Below are 20,995 nucleotides of genomic sequence, written 5' to 3'. Positions count from 1 at the left end.
CCCTTATGATCAAATACATCTATTTTAGATGCTTTGCCCATGCAACCGAGGATATTGATAAGGTAAGAAAAGCATTTAAATTCATAACCCAAAAAGATAATTTTAAGGAGAGGGAAGAAAAGGGCTATTATGGAAATAAAATAATAATTCTTGAAACAAAAATTACAAAGAAAAACGAAGTTGTTGAATTCTGGAGGAGAATGAAAGATTACGGAATCGTTGATGAAATTCTCCCTATGTTAGATGAAATTGTGGATGAGCAAGGCATGCTATACTTGAGGTTTGATAAGCAGCAGGCGTACTTGGAAAAGCTAGCCCTGACCATACATGGTGACTCAATAGCAATGCATGCAAAGCTCGAAAGTTATCCTATGAAAAAAGGTAAAGCCATAAGCAATTTTAAAAAATTTGTGGAAGAAATTTAAGATTCTTTTATCTTTATTACCGTGACCACAAAGTACAAGGTTTTTCCTGCAACTTCTTGGTTATGATTCACTCTGAACATTGTATCGTTTTTCCAGTCAATTATGCCTCCGTTTGGAAGTAGAATGGGTAGACTCTCTATATCATACTTGAAGGTTATTTTTCCATCTTTGATTTTCTCCACATATATTTTTAGGGAACTTGTATTTTTGTATGGTTGATAATACTTACCAACATTTGGCTCGTTAAGTATCGTGACTATACCTTTTGTGGCATCTATCTGTAATATGAGGCAGTTCCAACCATGAACTTTGTCCCTATACACAGCATTATCAAGTGGATTTTGCTGACCAAATCTCTTCTTAAAATCTTGAAGAGAGAGATTCTCTATAACGGGAATGGTCTGTACTAAAGAATAATTCTGCACTTTGGACCAATCGAATGGATAACCTTCGCTTGGAGGAACAACTATTGTTTTTGTCTCATTTAACTTCATTCCTATTACACCCTTTTCGAACCCAGGGATCATTGTGTGGTCTCCAACCTTGAAAGTTAAAGGCTCAAAATCATTACGCCATTTGAAGCTCACAGTTTTAGGATAGGTGATATTGTCCTTTGCAACTTCCTCTATATTTGTATCAAAAATTCTACGCTCTCCACCATAATAAATGTAGCCGTAATATTTTACAGAGATGGTGTCTCCTTGTTTCACTATTGGAACGCTTTCAGAGCTGTGACCTTGAGTGCCCCAGAAATAGGCCCCAAGACCACCTGCTAGAACCATAACCGTTACAAGTATAGCGTAAGTAGATGCTTTCATTATAGCGCCTAATGCCCATTCCAAATATATAACTTACGCTTTACTCCAGAAAAAATTAAATCCTAAATGACAATTTCCCAACCGAGCGGGGGTTGCCGAGCCAGGTCAAAGGCGGTGGACTCAAGATCCACTCCCGTAGGGGTTCGCCGGTTCGAATCCGGCCCCCCGCATTAAGCCCCTTTCTTAGAGCCCTTTTCTTAAAAAGAAAAGTGCCACTGCCCTGCGTAGCAGGGCGTGTTCGCATATCACGATGCTCATTTACCCCAAAAGAAAATTTTTAAAATGGTTTCAAGAGGTAAAGGGATACGCAGAAGCTTCTAGATAGGAGCTCTCAAAAAGGGGGGAGAAATGGGCAAGTTATTGATAGGATGCTTTAGTATATTGTTTTTGTAATTTAAATTGGCAAATGATTTAATAAGTCAAAGAAATACTCCGATGTTCAGGTGAGTTAAATGCACAAGGTCATAATAATAGGTGCTGGAATAACTGGAATGAGTATTGCTAGAGAGTTAAGCAAGTATGATAATTTAAAAATTACAGTGATAGAGAGAAAATCGGATGTGGGCTGGGGTGTAAGCAAGGCAAACACTGCCTTAATTCATGGAGGTTATGATGACGATCCAGATAAGTATCCTGTAAGGGCAAAGTTGTGTGTTAGAGGAAATGAAATATGGCGAAAATGGGTTAGAGAGCTTCAAATTCCATCTGTTTGGAATGGAGCTTTGGTAGTTGCCAAGAATGATGATGAGATGAAAGAGCTTGATATTCTCTTGAAAAGAGGAGAGAGAAATGGAGTTAAAGATATACGAATAATATATAGAGATGAACTTTTAGAAATGGAACTAAATTTATCCCCTAATTCGCAAGGGGCTCTCTGGATTCCTAGTGTTGGGCAAATAGCCCCAATTCCTGCGGTTATTGCCTTAGCGGAGAATGCTGTTGATAATGGAGTAAAGATAATTTTTGATTCTCCTGTTGAGGAAGTCAAAGTTGATAATGGGGCAGTGAAGGGTGTTAAAGTTCCAGATGGGTTCATAGAAGGGGATTTAATAATAAATGCGGCTGGCTTGTACGCTGATGAGATTTCCAAAATGGCGGGCCTGGATTATTTTAAAATTTATCCTAGAAAAGGAGAGTACTGGCTTTTTGACGAGAGTGCCGGTCCAAAGCCAGAGCATGTGCTATTTCCCGCACCCACAAAAAAGACAAAAGGAGTTGTTGTCACCACAGAGGTATCTGGACATCTCATGATAGGCCCAAATGCCAGAGATCAGGAGGATAAGGAAGATTTGTCCAATACAAAGGAGGGTCTTGAGGAGGTGTGGAACAAAGCCAAACTGCTATGGCCCAAATTACCCCCTAGGGGCAAGGTGATAAGAACTTTTGCTGGATTGAGACCTGAAACAAAAAATGCTGATTTTATAATAAAAGCGGAGGAGGTTTATGGATTTATAAATGTTGGTGGCATACGCTCCCCAGGGTTGACAGCTGCCCCTGCCATTGCTATGGAAGTTAAGGAAATAATTGAAAGAGATTTGGGAATAGAGCTAAGAGAGAAGAAAAATTGGAATCCTTATAGGAAAGAGATAACTCATTTCTTTATGCTTTCTTCCAAAGAGATAAATGAAAAAATAAAAAATAACGGCGCTTATGGAAGAATTATATGCAAATGTAATAAAGTCAGTGAGGGGGATATCCTAGAGGCCATAGAGAGAATGAAGAAAATAGGAGTTAAGGTACCAAGCATAGATTCAATAAAATTTAGAACTAAAGCCACAACGGGTACCTGCCAAGGGGGTTTCTGTAGGGTTAAAATAGCGGCTATACTTGCTCGAGAGTATGAGCAACCTATGTGGAATATTACCTTAAAAGGTAAGGGTAGTGAAATAGGTATAGGGGATGTAAAGGTACTTTTAAAGGAGGGAGGGAGATGATTTACGATACAGTGGTGATAGGGGGAGGCCCTGCCGGATTAGCGGCATCCATAAAAGCCAAAGAATTGGGACTCAAGGTTTTGCTTTTAGATGAGAAGGAATACCTTGGAGGAATATTACCTCAATGTATTCATCCAGGATTCGGTCTACACTATTTTAAAGAAGATTTAACTGGTCCAGAATTTGCTCATAAACTCATAGAAAAATTCAGGAGTTTAAATGTTGAATACATCACAGAGGCAACCGTACTTGATATTTCAGTGGAGGAAGAACTAAAAAGGGTGAAATATGTATCGCCACAGGGGTTAGAAGAAGTGCTTACTAAAAGTATAATATACGCGTCGGGAGCGAGGGAAAGACATAGATTTGAAATAGGTATCGTGGGGGACAGAGTGGCAGGGGTGTTCACTGCAGGCGAAGCCCAAACTATGATGGATATTTATGGGATTATGCCTGGAAAGGAGATAGTGATCGTAGGATCTGGAGATGTTGGGCTTATAATGGCGAGAAGATTTGCTTTGGAAGGTGCTGAGGTAAAGGCAGTTATAGAGCTTATGCCTTATCCGGGAGGCTTAGCAAGAAACATTATTCAATGTCTCCAAGATTTTTCAATTCCATTATATCTCTCACATAAAGTCATAGAAATAAGAGGTAAAAATAGAGTTGAGAGTGTTAAAGTAGTTAAAGTAAACGATAAGTTGGAACCTGTAGAAGGTACTGAATTTGATATAGAATGCGATACCGTGATAATATCTGCAGGATTAGTACCTCGTGTTAAGTTGTTAGAAAAAATAGGTATTGATATAGACGCCCGTACAGGAGGTCCTGTGGTTGATGAGAATTTAGAAACCAGTGTGAGAGGGATTTTTGTTGCAGGTAATTCTTTAATTATAAATGACCTTGTGGACTATGTGGTTGAGCAGGGTGAGTTAGCTGCTTTCTCTGCTAAAAACTATGTGGATAATAACCTTCCATCTTCCCGAAAAATAAAGATAAAAATTGAGGGAAATCTGAGATTTGTGGTACCCCATTATATAAGCGGAGAAAAAAATGTAATCTTTTATGCAAGAGTGAAAAATCCACAGGAAAATGTCACTCTAAAATTTGGGGATATAGGATATAAAATAAAATATCCAGTAGTCAAACCTTCCGAGATGTTGAAAATTAGGTTACCAGTGAAAAAAATACAGAAGGAAATAAAAGAGTTGACTTTGGAGGTGGAGTGATGTCCAAGTTATATAGATTTACTTGTATAATATGTCCTTTAGGCTGTTATATTGAGGCTGAATTAAACGGGAGTGATTTAAAAATTCGGGGATGCAGATGCTCTAGGGGGGAGGAGTGGGTTCGAGAGGAGATATTGGAGCCGAAGAGGATAGTAATGAGCGTTGTTAAGGTCAAAAATGGTGAATATCCCATTGTATCAGTAAAAACAGATAAGCCTGTACCCAAGGATATGATTAGAAAGATTATGAAATATCTGTCAAATGTTGAAGCATTAGCCCCGATAAAAGTAGGAGATATTGTTGTTGAGAATATTTTAGACCTCGGGGTAAATATTATTGCTACGAGAAATGTTGAAGAGAAATAAATATAGATGAACACTATTCTACCATGGCGATTAAAATGAGATGGAAAGAAGATACATTTGCAAAGTTCTCATATCTTCAGGATGTGGATATAACTAGCAGCGGCTCTTTGGTTGCCTATGTTCTTCGCAAGGTGAATATGAAAGAAAACAAGTACGAAAATACAATGGTTATAGAGGACCTTGAGAGTGGGAAGAGAAGGTATGTGGAAGATGCCTCTATGCCCAAGTTCTCTCCAGATGGAAAGAAGATGCTCTATTTGCGCGTAGATGAGGACAAGAAAAGGAGTGATCTTTATTTGTTAGAACTTGATACTATGACATCCAAGAGGTTGATAGAAGCGAAGAATATCATAGGTATGGATTGGCACAATGATTCTAGGAAAATTCTAATATTGTACTCTAAGAAATTGGAAGACGAGGATCTTTACTATGATGACTCTGTTCCCGTATGGTTCAATGGCAAGGGATTTAGAGATTGTGAGAAAAATATCATCCAGATTTACGACACTGAAGGGGAAGTAGTTGTAGATGAATTTGAGGATAAATATGTGGAAAATGCCTTGTGGCACGGAGATGAGATAATATACACAATTGCTCGCAGAGAGAATCCGTTTAAGTCCTTCGATATTTTTGCTTATAAGGGAAAGAAAAGGAAGATGTTTGAGAATGTACCTTTCTATCCGGTGGATTCCAATAACAAGGTTCTGCTTATGCTCGGAAAGAGAGAGATGCAGTACATCTCAGAGCACAGGTATCTGATGATATACGATGGAAAAGATTTGAAAGAGATCAGCGCTTCTTATGGCTTGGAAAATTTTGAAGGTAAATTGGATGCTGAGGGCAATGTATATGCAATTACTGCAGATGCGGGTAGCGTAGTTCTTGAGAAATTTGAAGGAAATAATAAAATTAGAATTGCGGGGAATGATGCCTATGTTTACTCCTTTGCAGTAAGCTCTGCTGGAAAAATCGCATTTTTGATGATGAGTGATACATTCTTGGGAGAGCTGTACATATTTGATGGAGAATTAAAGAAGTTAACCTCATACAATTCTGAGATTTTGAAGAAGTTAAAACCTAGAAAATACATACATTTCAAATACAAGAGCTTTGATGGAAAAGAGCTCGATGGATGGTACATAAAACCTAGAGGCGCAGGAAAGAGAAAATTGCCAGCGATTCTGTTTGTGCATGGAGGACCAAAGGGTATGTATGGTCATTATTTCCATTATACAGCGCAGCTTATGGCCGATATGGGTTTCTATGTAATCTTTACGAATCCCCGCGGCTCTACAGGATACTCGGAAGAATTTGCCTTGGCAGTTCTAAATCGCACAGGTTTAGAGGATTTTCAAGATATTCTTGCAGGGTTAGAATGGGTGATAGAGAACGAAAATGTGGATAAAGACAAACTGGGAATAACAGGAATAAGTTATGGCGGCTATATGACAAACTGGGCTATTACTCAAACAGATAAATTCAAGGCGGCCATAAGTGAGAACGGAATATCTTACTGGCTCACTTCCTATGCATTTTCAGATATAGGGCTATGGTTTGACAGGGAAGTTATAGGTGATAACCCTCTGGAGAATGAGAACTACAAAAAATTGAGTCCGTTGTTCTATGCAGAGGCAGTGAAAACCCCTGTGTTATTCATACACAGTTTGGAGGATTATCGGTGCCCTCTAGACCAGAGCCTTATGTTCTATCATGTGCTAAAATCTTTGGGAAAAGAGACATACATAGTGATTTTTAAGCAAGGAGAGCATGGGCACAGTATCCGGGGCAAGCCAAGGCACAGAAGTAAGAGATACAAGCTCTTTTCAGAGTTCTTCGTTAAAAAATTGAAAGAGGGGAAAGAGTTCAAGATAGAAGATGTTTTGAAAAAGTAAAACTTATATTCATTACAATTTTTCCTATTTTTATGATATTCATTATGTTTGCCACAGCAAATCCAGAGAGGTTCGCCGATTTATTTCATCTATTGCGTAATATGAATGTTCCGGAAGGCATTAAAATTCGAGAAAAACTTGAAATTTTTGGAAAGCCAGATGTAGTCCTTGTTTTTGAAGCGCCCAACGAGGAGCTAGCATCAAGCTTTATAGAGCAGTTTGGGAGGGTGAGTACTGTAACTACTCATCTTGCTATGAGGGTGAAGTAAATGAATTATTATGAAGAGATAAATTTGAGCACTGCTGGAGAAGTGGATATAATTGATATAACAGGTATGGTTCAGAGTGTTGTAGATAGATCTGGTATAAAGAACGGCTTGGCTTTGGTTTTTGTAATAGGCTCCACAGGGGCTATAACTACGATTGAGTACGAGCCGGGATTGAAAAAGGATCTTCCTGCTGCATTAGAAAGACTTTTTCCAAAAAACATAAATTACGAGCATGAAAAGACATGGCATGATGGAAATGGGCATTCACACATAAGGGCGTCCTTTTTAAAACCAGATTTATGTGTGCCCATTGTAGGCGGAAACTTGATTCTGGGTACATGGCAACAAATAGTGTTTGTGGAGTTGGATGTGAGAAGAAGGCACAGGCGCATTGCAGTGCAGATTGTTGGAGATTAAGCTTTTTTCACTATTTCCCTTAAATTTTCAAGATCCTTATCACTAATTTTCAAAAGCACAAGGATTAGGGCAAGCTTTCTCAATATCCCCCAGTCAACATCCTTTTCGAGTTTTTCTATATCTTTTATTGATAATTCGTCTAAATGAACGATGATATCAAATAATGAATCTGTATCCTTAACTTTGTACCCTAATGATTCTAAGATATCGGCCAAAATCTCAATCCTTTTCTTATTCATCTTTTTTATTGCTTCGTCTTTCGTATAAGTCTCGGGTGCTAGGAATATGGTTTTGATAGTCCTTCCATAAATCTTTTCAGGCACATTGTGTATCTTTCTCTCTCCAGTTACCTTTACGAATCCAGCAGCTTCTAATTTTTTGATGTGCCTGAATATGGTGGATACATCCTTATTTAAAATGGATGCAAGTTCTGAAATAGTCATATCCCTAAATTTTAAGAGCCTAAGAATTTTTGTTCTTGTGTCTTCAATTATGATTTTTATTTTATCTGGATCATCAACGATTTCAATCTCTTTCATCAAAAGTCGTATGAACTTAAATGATTTATATTTTTCTCAGGATTTGCTAAGTAAAAATAGATGTACCTGCTAAAGAAATTAGTTGAAAAAAATCTTCTTGTATCTTTCTTAAATCCAATTTTTTCAAATTGAAAATCGTACTGGATATCCATTAGTATCAAGGGCTCTGGTGGTGCAATTCCAAAATTCTTGCGAATAGTAAATATCTCTTGGCCAAACTCTTTGCCGAGGGAGTAGGTCTCCATGGCGGCTACTATTCTCCTTATCAAGTTCCACAGGTAATTTCTACCATAGAAATCTATAGTGATTATGCTTCCTCTTTTATTTACATCAATTTTTTTTATTTCTATTACTGTATTTTTTCTAACTCTCGTGAAATTTCGAAAATCGTGCTCACCTTGAAATATCATGGCTGCTTCTTTCAATCTATCCATATCTTGCCCCATATCGAGTAAATGGTACCTGTACCATCTTATCCTGGCATATCTTGGATTTATATCCAAATTTGCAAATGAGTGAAAATAGATGTGTTTTAAATTTGCATTTAACCTTCCTATTAGCTCTTTTCCATCAATATCTGTTTTAATCCATATCACATTTCCTAAAGCACTTACTCCTCTATCTGTGCGTGAAGCACTTTTCAAATTTTTAATTCCCATATTTTCAAGGGCTTTCAAAATCTCTCCCTCAACGGTAGGTACATCCTTTTGCCTTTGGTATCCATAGAACCTTGTACCATCATAGGCAAATTTCAGGAGCATGGATGAATATCGGTATCTTTTTAATAATCCTTTGCCATCATGCTTTATGCAACAGCTATGGGCACCTTGGAGAATTGAGTATATCCGCATGGAGAAGATGGATGAATGTATATTTTGCAAATTGCCCAATGGGGATGATGAGAAAAATCTAATTCTCTATCGAGGCAAACATGCTTTTGTCATAATGAACAATTATCCATACAATCCTGGGCATGTGATGGTTGCACCTTACAGACATGTGGGTGAGATTGAAGATTTAAGCGAGGAAGAATGGGAAGATGTACACGCACTCACAGCACTTATGGTAAGGGTTATAAAGAGGACGATGAATCCTCAGGGCTTCAACATAGGACTGAACATTGGAAGAGTTGCCGGGGCCGGCATAGAAGGGCATTTGCATGTGCACATTGTGCCAAGATGGAATGGAGATACGAATTTCATGCCTGTCATAAGCGATACTAAGGTAATTGTTCAAGGGATAAGGGAAAATTACAAAGAATTGAAAAGGGAAATTGAGAAACTCATCTCTTCTTCAGAACAGCAGTGAATCCTCTAATCTCCAAAATTTCGGCATTCACATCCTTTGCTAATTTTTCAATTTTTTCTTTGAAGTTCTCTCTATCCGCGTTTTGCAAGAATTTTATCTTGATTATCTTTCTCTTTTTTAACTGCTCCTTTATCTCTCTTTTCACGCCATCCGTTATTCCTCCCTTGCCTATCTGCACAGTTGCTTTTATATCCATAGAAAGAGTATCGAGGCCTTTAATAAAATATTTATCTATTCATTTCATGTGGAAATTATGCGAGAAATTAGAGCCCCCAGAGGCACAAAATTGAATGCAAAATCATGGCAAACTGAGGCGCCATTGAGATTGCTTATGAATAATCTTGACCCTGAAGTGGCCAAGGATCCTGCACATCTCATAGTTTATGGTGGTACTGGTCGTGCTGCGAGGAATTGGGAATCGTTCGATGCAATTGTAAAAACTCTCAAAGAGATGGAAACTGATGAGACCCTTATTGTGCAGAGTGGAAAGCCCGTTGCTGTTTTCAAAACTCACGAATGGGCTCCCCGTGTTCTCATCGCAAACTCGAACCTTGTTCCAAAATGGGCCACTTGGGAATATTTCCGGGAGTTAGAAGAAAGAGGATTAATAATGTACGGACAGATGACCGCCGGCTCATGGATTTATATTGGAACGCAGGGAATTCTTCAAGGAACCTATGAGACTCTCTATGCAGTCGCGCGCAAAGAATTCGGACAGCATGATTTGACAGGTAAGTGGGTTCTTTCCTCAGGATTGGGAGAGATGGGAGGAGCACAGCCTCTTGCAATAACAATGAACAACGGAGTTGGGATAATAGTTGAGGTTAATAAATGGGCCATAGAGCGGAGATTAAAAGGCGGATATTTGGATACCTGGACAGATAGTTTGGATGAAGCGCTTAAGATGAAAGATGAAGCCCTCAAAGAAGGAAAGCCATTAAGTATAGGTTTACTTGCTAATGCTGCAGATGTCTATCCAGAACTTGTGCGCAGAGGCATTGTGCCAGATATTGTTACAGATCAAACTGCCGCTCATGACCCGCTTAATGGATACATTCCAGCTGGATATACTGTGGAGGAAGCAGCAGAATTGAGAGAAAACGATCCTGAGAAGTACCTTGAAGAAGTACGCAAGTCTCTCCGCAAGCATGTGCCCGCAATGGTATGGTTCAAAGAGCGTGGAGCCAAGGTATTTGATTACGGAAACAATATCAGGGCACAGGCAAAGGAGGCTGGCGTTGAGGATGCATTTAAGATTCCTGGGTATGTACCTGAGTATATTCGCCCATTGTTCTCCGAAGGAAGTGGGCCTTTTAGATGGGTTGCTTTGAGCGGAAACCCAGAGGATATATTTGAGACTGACAATGCAATAAGAAAATTGTTCCCGGAGAATAAGCATGTTATCCAGTGGTTAGATAAGGCGGAAGAGCATGTGAAGTGGCAGGGATTACCTGCGAGAATCCTGTGGCTCAATTTTGGAGAGAGAGAAAAAGCAGGACTGGCATTCAACGAATTAGTTCGCGAGGGAGTGGTGGATGCGCCCATAGCTATTGGCCGAGATCATCATGACACTGGAAGCGTAGCCTCGCCTTATAGAGAGACGGAGAAGATGAAAGATGGAAGTGAGGCAATCGCAGATTGGCCAATTCTCAACGCTATGCTCAATGTGGCCTCCGGTGCTACTTGGGTATCTTTCCACCATGGAGGTGGAGTTGGCATAGGTTACTCTTTGCATGCGGGTATGGTGATAGTTGCGGATGGAACGAAGCTTGCTGAGCAGAAACTTGCAAGGGTGTTGCACAATGATCCTGGCTTAGGTGTTGTGCGTCACGCCGATGCGGGATACGAGATAGCAATAAGAACTGCTAAGGAGAAGGGCATCTGGATGCCCATGCTCAAATAATTTTCTTCTTTTTTCTCCGAATTCTTTATATACAAAATATCTTTATGGGAGCAAAAGAAAAAGGCTAGCCAGACGCCATGGGCAATATGGCCCGTGAGCACGCCCAAAAATGTGTTTTGGGCGTAGTGACGGCGTCACGGCTCCTGCGAGGTGAAAAATATGGGAAGTGCACATCATCCTAGACGAGGCTCTATGGCGTATTATCCGAGAAAGAGAGCAGCGAGTCCTATTCCTAGAATAAGGACTTGGCCAGAGATAGAAGATGGTCCCAGGATTCAGGGTTTTGCCGGCTATAAAGCTGGAATGACCCATGTGTTTACAATTGACTGGAGGAAGCATACCACTACTGCAGGTCAAGAGATATGGACTCCTGTTACCGTTATTGAAGTTCCACCTATGAAGGTAGCAGGTGTTAGGTTTTATGAAAGAACTATGTATGGGCTGAAAAGCATAGGCGAGGTATGGGATGAAAACCTTGATAAAGAGCTTGCGAGGAGATTTCCTTTACCCAAAGAATACAGCAAGGATAAGGCGCTAGAAAGAATTAAGGGTGATATTGAAGATATTCGCCTAATAGTTCATACTCAACCAAGATTGGTTAGTGGCGTGCCTAAAAAGGCTCCAGATATTATGGAGATTCGCGTTGGTGGAGGCACAATTGATGCCCGTAAAGAGTATGCCCTGAATCTCTTGGGCAAGGAGATTAAATTTTCAGATTTCAAGAGTGATGGTAAATTTGTGGATGTTATTGCCATAACTAAGGGTAAGGGTTTTCAGGGCCATGTTAAGAGATTCGGAGTTAAGCTTCTAAATCAAAAGAATAGAAAGCACCGCCGTATGATAGGCACTCTCGGACCTTGGCATCCTGACTGGGTTCGCTACACTGTGCCACAAGCGGGTCAGATGGGATATCATCAGAGAACGGAGTACAATAAAAGGATAGTGAAATATGTGGATTTCATAGAGGAGAATGGTGAGAAGAGACTTGCAATCGATATAACTCCAAAGGGTGGTTTTCCGCATTATGGAGAAGTTAAGAATGCGTATGTTCTCATCCATGGCTCTGTTCCAGGTCCGGCTAAGAGGTTAATAAGATTCCGTGATCCAGTTAGACAAACACTGGAGGATGTGGAAGGCATTGAAATCACCTATGTTTCCCTCGAATCCAAGCAGGGGGTGTGATGAATGCGTGTTAATGTTTACACAGTTGATGGTGAGGTAAAGAGACAAATAACCCTTCCAAAAGTTTTCAATTATCCATATAGGCCAGATTTAATAAAAGAGGCAGTTAGGATATTTCAGCTTAATAGGGTCCAACCTCATGGTGTGAGTCCAACAGCAGGTATGCGCCGTGTTGCTGAATCTTGGGGTCCAGGGCATGGCATATCGAAGATGGTGCCCCGTGTTGGGCATACTTCAAGGGGTGCCATAATTCCAAGTACCGTTGGTGGCAGAGCTGGACATCCACCGACAACCCAAAAAGTTTGGAAGAGAAAGATGAACATAAAGATGCGCCGCTTAGCAAAATATTCTGCATTATCAATGACCTCAAATAAGGTTATGGTTGCCAAAAGGGGCCACAAATTCTCTCCCGATATAACCTTGCCCGTTGTGGTTGAGGATGAGTTTGAGAACATCTCCACTGTGAAAGAAGCCATTAGGGTATTGCAGAATTTGGGTATTTATGAGGATATTATAAGAGCAAGCGAGAAACGCATCCGTGGAGGAAAGGGCAAGAGAAGAGGTAGAAGGTACAAGAAAAAGAAGAGCGTTTTGATAGTTGTATCCAACAAGGATAATGTTCTGAAGGGTTTCAGGAATCTGCCTGGAGTGGATATTGTTACTCCTCGTGAGTTAAATGCAGAAGTTCTCGCTCCCGGAACTCATGCAGGTCGCTTGGCAATTTTCACGGAAAGTGCTATAAAGGAGATCAGGAGGTGGGCTAAATGACATTTCACCCAACGAGAGTCATAATAAAGCCCTATGTTACAGAGAAAACTCTCTTGCTTATAGAGAAAGAGAATAAACTCACGTTCATAATAAGGAGAGATGCAACTAAAACTCAGGTTAAGAATGCAATAGAGCGCTTATTCAATGTGGAAGTTGAGCAAGTGAATACTTACATAACCAAGTATGGAAAGAAGGCAATTGTGAAATTGAAGAAAGGATATAGTGCCGAGGAGGTCGGCATGAGGTTAGGTATATTCTAAGGTGGTGTAAATGGGTAAGAGAATAATCCCTCAGAGGAGAGGTCGTGGAACCTCTGTTTATAGGGCTCCTAGTCACAGATATGCTGGCAGGCCCATCAATCCAAAGGTTGAGAAGGGTAAAGGTGTAGTTAAAGAGATATTTCACGACCCGGGCCATACCGCGCCGTTGGCAAGGGTTGTGCTTGATAATGGTGATAAAGTTCTCATGCTTGCCCATGCAGGTATGTACGAAGGTCAGGAAATAGAGATTGGGGCGGATGCGGATATCAGGCCGGGTAATGTTTTGCCCTTGGGAAGTATACCGGAAGGAGTTCCCATATATAACATAGAAGCACAGCCAGGGGATGGTGGCAGGTACATACGCACCGGGGGCAATTATGCGCAGATTGTTACCCATGGCATAAAGACAACGGTGCAGATGCCCTCAGGCGAGTTCAAGCTGTTTGATCCAAGGTGCAGAGCAACTATCGGTGTGGTTGCAGGAGGGGGAAGAAAAGATAAACCTATGCTTAAAGCTGGTAAGGTTTATCATGCTTGGCGTTCAAAGGCTAGGAAACATGTACAGGTTCGCGGTGTAGCGATGAATGCGGTGGATCATCCTCATGGTGGTGGAAATCATCAGCATGTGGGTAGGCCTAGCACAGTTAGCAGGAATGCACCTCCAGGCAGGAAGGTTGGAAGATTATCACCCAAGAAGAAAAAGAAGAAGAGGTGAAATAAATGGCTAAGATGAGGAAGATAAGTGCCAAGGCGGCGAGAAGGAGGAAGAGGAAGACTAGGAAGCTAGTAATGGGAAGAATGAAGGAGTTCTCCTATCGCGGTTATAGCCTTGAAGAATTGCAGAAGATGAACTGGGATGAGTTTGCAGAGCTCCTTCCCGCAAGAGCAAGGAGAACTTTAAAGAGGGGCTGGGACGAGGAGCGTATGAAAGCTGTCAGAAAAATAATAAATTCAGATAAAGTTGTGAAAACCCACCGCCGTGATCTTATCATTCTGCCTCAATTTGTAGGCAAGAGGGTAGCGGTGCATAATGGAAAGGAATTCGTGGAAGTTGAAATCAAGCCGGAGATGATTGGCCATTATCTTGGAGAATTTGCTCTAACAAGGAAGGAAGTCAAGCATAGTGGTCCTGGTGTGGGAGCAACTAGAAGCTCCAAGTTCGTACCGCTTAAGTGAGGTGATTAAATGCCCTACAGTATTAAGGTGGAAGGCGATAAATACGCAAAATCCTACGGAAAGGATTTACCAATTTCCTTGAAGGATTCTGTAAACCTGTGCAGAGCGATAAAGGGAATGCGTTTAGATGAGGCCAAGGATTTTCTGGAGGATGTGATAAATAAAAAGCGTGCAGTTCCTTATTTCAGATATCTCGATTCCATCTCTCATAGAAGAGGGATTGGGCCTGGAAGATATCCTGTTAAAGTAGCAAAGCATGTTTTAAAAATTCTAGAAAATGCAGAGGCAAATGCTGAGAATAATGATTTGGACACCGATAATCTTTACATAATGCACATTGCAGCGCATAAAGGAAGGATTTACAAAAGATATGTTCCGAGAGCTCAGGGTAGATCCGTGGAAATACGCAGGGAAATGGTGAACATAGAGGTTATCTTAGAAGAGAGAACTCCTGAGGAGGAATAAATATGGATGAAAGAAAATTTGTGAAGGAAAATGTTAATCGCCTTCTTATGAAAGAATACCTTATGAAAGAGACTGCGATGGCAGGATTTGGAGGTTTGGAAATTCAACGCACACCTCTTGGCACTAGAATCATTCTTGAAGTGGAAAGGCCAGGTATGGTCATAGGAAGGAAGGGTGCTAAGATTAAGGAGCTCACAGATAAATTGCAGCAGGATTTTGGTGTTGAAAATCCAACAATAGAGGTTAAGGAATCTCCAAATCCCTACCTAAATGCTCAAATAATGGCTCAAAAGCTGGCTATGGCTCTTGAGCGTGGCTGGCATTTCAGAAGGGCAGGGCATTCTACTCTAAGGCGCATAATGGAAGCTGGAGCAAAGGGTGCTCAGATAATAATTTCTGGAAAGTTGACGGGAGATAGGGCTAGAACTGAGAAATTTATGGATGGAACTATAAAGTATAATGGTAAACCTGTGGAATTGGTTCGTATGGGCTATGCTACTGCCAAAACGAAGCCGGGTATAATTGGAGTCACAGTAAAAATAATGCCTCCAGATGCCAAATTGCCAGATGAGGTAAATATACTTCCTCCTGTGGAGGCTGAGGAAGAGAAAGTAAATGAAGATATTAAGGAAGAGGTGAATGAAAATGCCGAAGGAACTCAAAGCGAAGCAGATAAGGGAAATGAGTCCGGAAGAGAGGCTAAAGAGACTCAGTGAGCTCAGAGAAGAGCTTATGCACGAGCTCGGTTTGAGTGCTATGGGAGGTGCTCCACCGAGCCCAGGAAAGATAAGGAGTTTGAGAAGGCAGATTGCGAGAATACTGACGGTGATGAACGAATGAGAAGCAGGAGAAATATAGAGATGCATGAGTTAATCGGACTTGATGTAGAAATTAAGGATTCAACCAATCCAAATCAGATTGGGAAGAGAGGAAGAATAGTGGATGAAACATACCATATGTTGATAATTGAAGAGAATGGAGAAAGGAAGATGATAATGAAGAAAGGTGCCAAGTTTGGAGTTTGGCTTGGAGATGAGTATGTTACGATAAGAGGAGATAGGATAAATTATAGACCTCACGAGAGAATTAAAAAGCTTATGAGGAGGAGAATAAAATGACATATAGAGATATTGGTGTGGATGCAAAGCCGCCAGAAAAAGAGTGCAACGATCCAAATTGCCCGTGGCATGGAAACCTGAAGGTTCGTGGTCAAATAATGGAAGGTGTAGTGATATCTGATAAGATGATGAACACTGTGGTAGTTGAGAGAGAATATCTGAGATATGTGAAAAAATATGAAAGGTATGAAAAAAGGCGCAGAAGATATCATGTTCACAATCCGCCCTGTATAGATGCGAAGGTTGGAGATAAGGTTCGCTTTATGGAATGCAGGCCCCTGAGCAAGACCGTTAGCTTTGTGGTTATTGAAAAAATTGAGAGGTGAGTGAGTTGAAGGGAATTGCTGGTAGACAAACCCGTGGATTGCCCACCGGTGCAAGATTGGTTTGCGCTGATAATACGGGAGCCAAGGAAGTTGAGATAATACAGGTTTTAAAATACCATAGTGTCGCTAGAAAATATCCTTCTGCAGGCGTGGGTGATATGGTCATTGTTAGCGTTAAAAAAGGTAGCCCTGATATGCGTAAAAAGGTATTTCCTGCTGTGATAGTGAGGCAGCGCAGGCCCTTTAGGCGTGCAGATGGAACCTGGGTGCAGTTTGAGGATAATGCTGCTGTGATAGTCACGCCTAACGGTGAAACGAAAGGTTCTGAAATAAAGGGTCCTGTGGCTAGGGAGGCTGCAGAAAGATGGCCGAGGATTGCGGCAATCTCCAGCATTATTGTATGAGGTGTTGAAAATGGTGTCATATTTACCAAGAAAACAAAGAAAGATGCTTTACAACGCTCCTAAGCACAAGAGGCAGAAGATGATGAAATCTCATTTAAGTGATGAGCTCTATGGAAAGTACGGGCTTAGGAGTTTAACTGTTAGAAAAGGAGATATTGTGAAGGTTATGAGGGGTAAGTTCAAGGGTCATGAAGGTAAGGTTGTAAAAGTTAATCTCAAAAATATGCGTGTTGCAGTTGAAGGTGTTACTGTTAGAAAGGTGGATAATAAGGCAGTTCAGTATTGGATTCATCCGTCCAACCTGATGCTTATTAAGCTTGATTTGAGCGATCCAAAGAGGAAAGAAAAGATCTACAAACTCGCTGAGGAAAAGAGAGGAGTAAGCATCGAAGAGTTAGAAGAGTCGGAAGAAGTTGAGGCAGAAGAGGAGGAAGAAAAGGAAGAAGAGAAAGAGGAAGAAGAGGTGAACGAAAATGAGTGATCATGTTAAGAGACTTGCAGCTCCACGAACCTGGCCAATAGCAAGGAAAAAATACCCATTTGCTCCAAAGGTATCTCCGGGTCCGCATGGAGCTCACGAGTCCATACCCTTACTTGTGGTATTAAGAGAGATACTGGGCATTGCCAGCAACAAGAGAGAGGCCAAGAAGATATTGAATTCCAGAAAGGTTAAGGTAGATGGTAGGGTAGTAAGGGATGTTAAGTTTCCAATAGGATTTATGGATGTTATAAGCATAGGGGATATCAACAAGCACTACAGAGCGGTTTATGATGTTAATGGTAATATGCGTATAGTTGAGATTCCTGAGGATCATGCAGAATGGAAGTTGGTTAGAATCGAGAACAAGAGCGTGGTGCCTGGAGGTAAGATTCAGCTCAACCTTCACGATGGAAGGAACATATTGCTTGACGAGAATAAATATAAAACTGGAGATGTTCTCAAGATAAAACTGCCCACACAGGAAATTTTGAGCCATTATCCCCTAGCTGAGGGAAGTGTTGCCATAGTTACCGGTGGAACCCATAGAGGAAGGGTGGCACACATAAAAGAGTATGTGGTTGTAAGAAGCCCACAGGATAATATGGTTAGATTTGAAGAGGGATTTGAGATTCCAAAGCGCTATGTATTCGTTATAGGCGTTGGAAAGCCGGAAATCACGATACCTGAGGTGAGCGCCTTATGAAGGAAGAGAAATTGAATAATCCTATGAGAGATATCGTCATTGATAAAGTCGTAATCAATATGGGAGTTGGAGAGGCAGGAGAGAAGTTGAGAAGGGCAGAAAAGGTTATCGATCTCCTAACACACAGAAAGCCCGTGCAGACAACATCAAAGAAGACAATAAGGGATTTCAACATAAGAAAAGGTCTACCAATAGGGTTAAAGGTGACACTAAGAGGTAAAGAGGCAGAGGATTTCCTTCGCAGAGCTCTCTGGGTTAAGGATTTTAAGGTTCCAAATTATTCATTTGACTCTCAAGGAAATTTAAGCTTTGGGATATCCGATTACACAGAATTTGAGGGAATGAAATACGATCCGGATATTGGCATATTTGGTATGGACATTAATGTGGTGTTTAAGAGAAGAGGTGGACATAGGGTACTCCGCAGGAGAATAAAGAGGGCAAAGATTCCTGCAAGGCACAAAGTTACGAGAGAAGAGACCATGCAGTTTATGCGTGAGAAGTTCAACCTCAACATACTGGAGGTGGAATGATGGTTCGTGTAAAGCTCAGACCCAAGAAGAAATTTGGCAGAAGTGAAGGATGTGTAAGATGTGGTAGAAAGAGAGGAGTCATAAGGAGATACGGGCTCAGGCTCTGCAGGCAATGCTTTAGAGAGGTTGCCTACGAGCTTGGATTTAGAAAGTATTCCTGAGGTGATGAAAAATGCAGAATGATCCATTAAGTGATGCGCTCTCGCGCATAAACAACGCTGCTATGGCTGGAAGGAGAGATGTAATAATAAAGCCAGCCTCGAAGCTAATAGGTAGAGTTCTGAAAATAATGCAAGACCACTCATACATTGAAGAATTTGAGTATGTTGAGGACGGAAGGGGAGGTCTTTTCAAGGTTCACCTTGGAGCAACAATAAACAGATGTGGGGCAATAAAACCAAGGTTTGCGGTTAAGAGAGATGACTTGGAGAAGTTTGAATCAAGGTACCTGCCAGCACAGGACTTCGGAATACTCATAATCACCACTAATAAAGGTGTGATGACCCATAGTGAGGCGAAGAAGATGGGTGTTGGAGGAAAGCTGTTGGCCTATGTGTACTGAGGTGGTATGAATGCCAGTTGCAGATATAGTTAAGCATGAAATTACGATTCCCGAAGGCGTTGAAGCCAGTTTGGACGGATTTGATCTTCACATCAAAGGTCCAAAGGGTGAATTAGTTAGAGAATTCAAGCATACGAGAGTTAAGATGAAAATAGAAGAGGGCAAGATTATTGTTTATTGTCCATTGCCAAAGAAGAAAGAATACGCCCTAGCAGGCACTTGGAAAGCTCATGTGCTCAATATGATCAAGGGAGTTACTGAAGGATTTGAATATCATCTTAAAATCCTTTACGCTCACTTCCCTATGAAAGTAACAGTTAAGGGAAATAAGGTTGTAATTGAGAATTTCATGGGTGAGAGATCTCCAAGATACGCAGACATCTTCGGCGATGCAAAGGTTGAGATAAAGGGAGATATGGTAATTGTAAAGAGTATAAACAAGGAGCATGCAGGTCAAACTGCGGCGAATATTGAGAGGGCTACGAGAATAAAGAATAGAGATCCTCGCGTGTTCCAAGATGGAATTTACATAGTTAAGAAGGGGTGAATTAAATGACCAAGATTAAGCCAAAACTTACAGATGAAGAAAAAAGGCTTTTAAAGCTTCGTAATGAGATGAATCGCAAAAGGCCATGGTTCAGGAGGCAAGAGTGGTTCCGCTACAAGAGGTTGGGAGATCATTGGAGAAGACCCAAGGGTAAGCATTCTAAGATGAGGGAGCATAAAGGTTATAGACCTCCTGTGGTTGATTCTGGATATAGAGGTCCAAGGAAAGTTCGCGGTTTGCATCCTTCTGGCTTTAAAGAGGTTCTCGTTCACAATGTGAAAGATTTAGAAGGTATAAACCCCGAGAGAGAGGCAATAAGAATTGCCAGCAGGGTTGGGGTGAAAAAGAGAACGGAAATAGAGAAAAAGGCGAAGGAGCTCAATATAAGGGTGCTCAATCCTATGCTTAGGGGTGAGTGAGATGGATGTCAAGTTTCAGAGAAGATTGGCTGCGAGCATATTAAAATGTGGTGAAGAGCGAGTTTGGATGGACCCGAATGCTTTAGATGAGATTAAAGAAGCTGTAACAAGAGAGGATATTAAAATGCTGATAAAGAGAGGGCTGATTAAGAGGAAGAAGATAAAGGGAACTTCAAGGGTAAGGGCAAATTACATAAAGATGCAGAAGGAAAAGGGTCGTCGCAAGGGCCCAGGTTCAAGAAAGGGAAAGAAGTATGCAAGATATCCCAGGAAACAGAGATGGATGAAGACCATAAGACCCATAAGAGCCACCCTCAAGGATTTGAGGGATAGTGGAAAGATAGACAGGCACGCTTACAGACGCTTTTACAGGCTCGCTAAAGGTGGTACATTTAAAAGCAGAAGCCATCTCTTGATGCACTTAAAGGCAGAAGGGTACATTAAGGAGGAATGAGTATGGCAAGAAATGCAATATATAGGGTAAAGATGCGGAGGAGAAGAGAAGGTAAGACGAATTACAGAAAGAGGCTAGCATATCTCAAATCCGGTAAGCCGAGAGCAGTTGTAAGAAAAACTTTGAGGTATGTAATTGTGCAGATTGTAGAGTATCATGATGATGGTGATAAGATACTGGTGGGTGTAAATTCCTCACATTTGAAGAAGTATGGATGGAAAGGCTCTTTCAAGAACACCCCTGCTGCGTACCTAACTGGATATCTTGCAGGAAAATTAGCACTTAAGAAGGGAATAGAAGAGGCAGTTTTGGATATTGGGCTTCAGAGCCCGGTAAAAGGTTCAAGGGTGTTTGCAGCTCTGAAAGGAATGGTGGATGCAGGTTTGTATGTACCCCATAGTGAAGAAGTTTACCCTTCTGAGGATAGAATCAAAGGTGAGCACATCTCTGAGGAGATTGCAAAAATGTTTGAAGAAGTTAAAGCTAAAATGGAGGTATAAA

The 20,995-nt window shown here is 41.0% G+C and carries 33 protein-coding genes and 1 tRNA gene; 30 read left to right on the top strand and 4 right to left on the bottom strand.

Annotated elements, in window-relative coordinates; genetic code table 11:
• Positions 1–5: 5 nt before the first annotated feature.
• Positions 6–425 (top strand): RNA-binding domain-containing protein, encoded by a 420-nt coding sequence (locus tag ABOO_RS07765; protein ID WP_012997476.1) that lies wholly within the window; start codon positions 6–8, stop codon positions 423–425.
• Here ABOO_RS07765 and ABOO_RS07760 read toward each other — a convergent pair.
• The gene (locus tag ABOO_RS07760) at positions 422–1,243 is read right to left on the bottom strand and encodes an FKBP-type peptidyl-prolyl cis-trans isomerase (RefSeq protein WP_008085563.1); all 822 of its coding nucleotides are present in this window, start codon (positions 1,241–1,243) and stop codon (positions 422–424) included. The genes ABOO_RS07765 and ABOO_RS07760 overlap by 4 nt on opposite strands.
• 85 nt (positions 1,244–1,328) lie before the next feature.
• Here ABOO_RS07760 and ABOO_RS07755 point away from each other — a divergent pair.
• The 7 genes from ABOO_RS07755 to ABOO_RS07725 all read left to right on the top strand — a co-directional run bounded on the left by ABOO_RS07755 (position 1,329) and on the right by ABOO_RS07725 (position 7,346).
• Positions 1,329–1,413 (top strand) — tRNA-Leu (locus tag ABOO_RS07755).
• A gap of 282 nt (positions 1,414–1,695) precedes the next feature.
• On the top strand, positions 1,696–3,177 hold the full coding sequence (locus ABOO_RS07750; RefSeq protein ID WP_012997475.1) for an NAD(P)/FAD-dependent oxidoreductase: 1,482 nt from the start codon (positions 1,696–1,698) through the stop codon (positions 3,175–3,177).
• A complete protein-coding gene (locus ABOO_RS07745) occupies positions 3,174–4,403 on the top strand; it encodes an NAD(P)/FAD-dependent oxidoreductase (protein WP_012997474.1) in 1,230 nt (409 codons plus the stop codon). Before ABOO_RS07750 ends, ABOO_RS07745 begins: the two co-directional genes overlap by 4 nt.
• On the top strand, positions 4,403–4,768 hold the full coding sequence (locus ABOO_RS07740; protein WP_012997473.1) for a DUF1667 domain-containing protein: 366 nt from the start codon (positions 4,403–4,405) through the stop codon (positions 4,766–4,768). Before ABOO_RS07745 ends, ABOO_RS07740 begins: the two co-directional genes overlap by 1 nt.
• A gap of 23 nt (positions 4,769–4,791) precedes the next feature.
• Positions 4,792–6,660, top strand: a complete 1,869-nt coding sequence (locus ABOO_RS07735) for a S9 family peptidase (RefSeq protein WP_012997472.1) — start codon at positions 4,792–4,794, stop codon at positions 6,658–6,660.
• 32 nt (positions 6,661–6,692) lie between these two features.
• Positions 6,693–6,929, top strand: a complete 237-nt coding sequence (locus ABOO_RS07730) for a hypothetical protein (protein WP_012997471.1) — start codon at positions 6,693–6,695, stop codon at positions 6,927–6,929.
• Positions 6,930–7,346: a secondary thiamine-phosphate synthase enzyme YjbQ gene (locus ABOO_RS07725; protein ID WP_012997470.1), complete on the top strand. Its 417-nt coding sequence runs from the start codon at positions 6,930–6,932 to the stop codon at positions 7,344–7,346.
• On the opposite strand, the gene ABOO_RS07720 is transcribed toward ABOO_RS07725, so the two are convergent.
• Entirely contained in the window at positions 7,343–7,885 is a 543-nt protein-coding gene (locus ABOO_RS07720) for a winged helix-turn-helix domain-containing protein (protein WP_012997469.1), read from the bottom strand. The two genes, ABOO_RS07725 and ABOO_RS07720, sit on opposite strands and share 4 nt — an antisense overlap.
• Positions 7,885–8,646 carry a pseudouridine synthase family protein gene (locus ABOO_RS07715; RefSeq protein WP_012997468.1) on the bottom strand — a complete coding sequence of 254 codons (762 nt, stop codon included), beginning with the start codon at positions 8,644–8,646 and terminating at the stop codon, positions 7,885–7,887. The genes ABOO_RS07720 and ABOO_RS07715 overlap by 1 nt, the downstream gene beginning before the upstream one ends.
• Positions 8,647–8,692: 46 nt before the next feature.
• Here ABOO_RS07715 and ABOO_RS07710 point away from each other — a divergent pair, with 46 nt between their 5' ends.
• Entirely contained in the window at positions 8,693–9,193 is a 501-nt protein-coding gene (locus ABOO_RS07710) for an HIT family protein (protein ID WP_012997467.1), read from the top strand.
• Here ABOO_RS07710 and ABOO_RS07705 read toward each other — a convergent pair.
• Positions 9,168–9,389: a YhbY family RNA-binding protein gene (locus tag ABOO_RS07705; RefSeq protein ID WP_012997466.1), complete on the bottom strand. Its 222-nt coding sequence runs from the start codon at positions 9,387–9,389 to the stop codon at positions 9,168–9,170. The genes ABOO_RS07710 and ABOO_RS07705 overlap by 26 nt on opposite strands.
• A 54-nt stretch (positions 9,390–9,443) precedes the next feature.
• Here ABOO_RS07705 and hutU point away from each other — a divergent pair, with 54 nt between their 5' ends.
• From hutU to ABOO_RS07600, 21 genes are all read left to right on the top strand, one after another.
• Entirely contained in the window at positions 9,444–11,096 is a 1,653-nt protein-coding gene (gene hutU, locus ABOO_RS07700; RefSeq protein ID WP_048103035.1) for a urocanate hydratase, read from the top strand.
• 159 nt (positions 11,097–11,255) lie between these two features.
• Complete coding sequence (locus ABOO_RS07695) at positions 11,256–12,278, top strand: 50S ribosomal protein L3 (RefSeq protein ID WP_012997464.1); 1,023 nt, start codon at positions 11,256–11,258, stop codon at positions 12,276–12,278.
• Positions 12,279–12,281: 3 nt separating this feature from the next.
• On the top strand, positions 12,282–13,046 hold the full coding sequence (rpl4p, locus tag ABOO_RS07690; protein WP_012997463.1) for a 50S ribosomal protein L4: 765 nt from the start codon (positions 12,282–12,284) through the stop codon (positions 13,044–13,046).
• Positions 13,043–13,306 (top strand): 50S ribosomal protein L23, encoded by a 264-nt coding sequence (locus ABOO_RS07685; RefSeq protein ID WP_008085379.1) that lies wholly within the window; start codon positions 13,043–13,045, stop codon positions 13,304–13,306. The genes rpl4p and ABOO_RS07685 overlap by 4 nt, the downstream gene beginning before the upstream one ends.
• A 10-nt stretch (positions 13,307–13,316) precedes the next feature.
• A complete protein-coding gene (locus tag ABOO_RS07680) occupies positions 13,317–14,021 on the top strand; it encodes a 50S ribosomal protein L2 (protein WP_012997462.1) in 705 nt (234 codons plus the stop codon).
• A gap of 5 nt (positions 14,022–14,026) precedes the next feature.
• Positions 14,027–14,482, top strand: coding sequence for a 30S ribosomal protein S19 (locus tag ABOO_RS07675; protein ID WP_012997461.1), 456 nt, complete (start codon positions 14,027–14,029; stop codon positions 14,480–14,482).
• 9 nt (positions 14,483–14,491) lie between these two features.
• On the top strand, positions 14,492–14,947 hold the full coding sequence (locus ABOO_RS07670) for a 50S ribosomal protein L22 (RefSeq protein ID WP_012997460.1): 456 nt from the start codon (positions 14,492–14,494) through the stop codon (positions 14,945–14,947).
• 2 nt (positions 14,948–14,949) lie between these two features.
• Positions 14,950–15,663, top strand: a complete 714-nt coding sequence (locus ABOO_RS07665) for a 30S ribosomal protein S3 (protein ID WP_012997459.1) — start codon at positions 14,950–14,952, stop codon at positions 15,661–15,663.
• Entirely contained in the window at positions 15,593–15,787 is a 195-nt protein-coding gene (gene rpmC / locus ABOO_RS07660) for a 50S ribosomal protein L29 (RefSeq protein WP_012997458.1), read from the top strand. Before ABOO_RS07665 ends, rpmC begins: the two co-directional genes overlap by 71 nt.
• Positions 15,784–16,065: a ribonuclease P protein component 1 gene (locus ABOO_RS07655; protein WP_012997457.1), complete on the top strand. Its 282-nt coding sequence runs from the start codon at positions 15,784–15,786 to the stop codon at positions 16,063–16,065. Before rpmC ends, ABOO_RS07655 begins: the two co-directional genes overlap by 4 nt.
• Positions 16,062–16,391 (top strand): 30S ribosomal protein S17, encoded by a 330-nt coding sequence (locus ABOO_RS07650; protein ID WP_012997456.1) that lies wholly within the window; start codon positions 16,062–16,064, stop codon positions 16,389–16,391. Before ABOO_RS07655 ends, ABOO_RS07650 begins: the two co-directional genes overlap by 4 nt.
• Positions 16,392–16,396: 5 nt before the next feature.
• On the top strand, positions 16,397–16,795 hold the full coding sequence (locus tag ABOO_RS07645) for a 50S ribosomal protein L14 (RefSeq protein ID WP_048102996.1): 399 nt from the start codon (positions 16,397–16,399) through the stop codon (positions 16,793–16,795).
• 10 nt (positions 16,796–16,805) lie between these two features.
• A complete protein-coding gene (gene rplX / locus ABOO_RS07640) occupies positions 16,806–17,276 on the top strand; it encodes a 50S ribosomal protein L24 (RefSeq protein WP_012997454.1) in 471 nt (156 codons plus the stop codon).
• Entirely contained in the window at positions 17,269–17,979 is a 711-nt protein-coding gene (locus tag ABOO_RS07635) for a 30S ribosomal protein S4e (protein WP_012997453.1), read from the top strand. Before rplX ends, ABOO_RS07635 begins: the two co-directional genes overlap by 8 nt.
• Positions 17,976–18,512: a 50S ribosomal protein L5 gene (locus ABOO_RS07630; protein ID WP_012997452.1), complete on the top strand. Its 537-nt coding sequence runs from the start codon at positions 17,976–17,978 to the stop codon at positions 18,510–18,512. The genes ABOO_RS07635 and ABOO_RS07630 overlap by 4 nt, the downstream gene beginning before the upstream one ends.
• The gene (locus ABOO_RS07625; protein WP_012997451.1) at positions 18,512–18,673 is read left to right on the top strand and encodes a 30S ribosomal protein S14; all 162 of its coding nucleotides are present in this window, start codon (positions 18,512–18,514) and stop codon (positions 18,671–18,673) included. Before ABOO_RS07630 ends, ABOO_RS07625 begins: the two co-directional genes overlap by 1 nt.
• 11 nt (positions 18,674–18,684) lie before the next feature.
• Positions 18,685–19,074 carry a 30S ribosomal protein S8 gene (locus tag ABOO_RS07620; protein ID WP_012997450.1) on the top strand — a complete coding sequence of 130 codons (390 nt, stop codon included), beginning with the start codon at positions 18,685–18,687 and terminating at the stop codon, positions 19,072–19,074.
• A 10-nt stretch (positions 19,075–19,084) separates the two neighbouring features.
• Positions 19,085–19,621: a 50S ribosomal protein L6 gene (locus ABOO_RS07615; protein WP_012997449.1), complete on the top strand. Its 537-nt coding sequence runs from the start codon at positions 19,085–19,087 to the stop codon at positions 19,619–19,621.
• 5 nt (positions 19,622–19,626) lie between these two features.
• The gene (locus tag ABOO_RS07610) at positions 19,627–20,040 is read left to right on the top strand and encodes a 50S ribosomal protein L32e (protein WP_012997448.1); all 414 of its coding nucleotides are present in this window, start codon (positions 19,627–19,629) and stop codon (positions 20,038–20,040) included.
• 1 nt (position 20,041) lies between these two features.
• Positions 20,042–20,494: a 50S ribosomal protein L19e gene (locus ABOO_RS07605; RefSeq protein WP_012997447.1), complete on the top strand. Its 453-nt coding sequence runs from the start codon at positions 20,042–20,044 to the stop codon at positions 20,492–20,494.
• 2 nt (positions 20,495–20,496) lie between these two features.
• Entirely contained in the window at positions 20,497–20,994 is a 498-nt protein-coding gene (locus tag ABOO_RS07600) for a 50S ribosomal protein L18 (protein ID WP_008083189.1), read from the top strand.
• The last annotated feature ends 1 nt before the right edge of the window (position 20,995 follow it).

Source organism: Aciduliprofundum boonei T469 (genome assembly GCF_000025665.1).
Lineage (GTDB): Archaea > Thermoplasmatota > Thermoplasmata > Thermoplasmatales > Aciduliprofundaceae > Aciduliprofundum > Aciduliprofundum boonei.
This window is presented reverse-complemented; position numbering and strand designations above follow the sequence as displayed.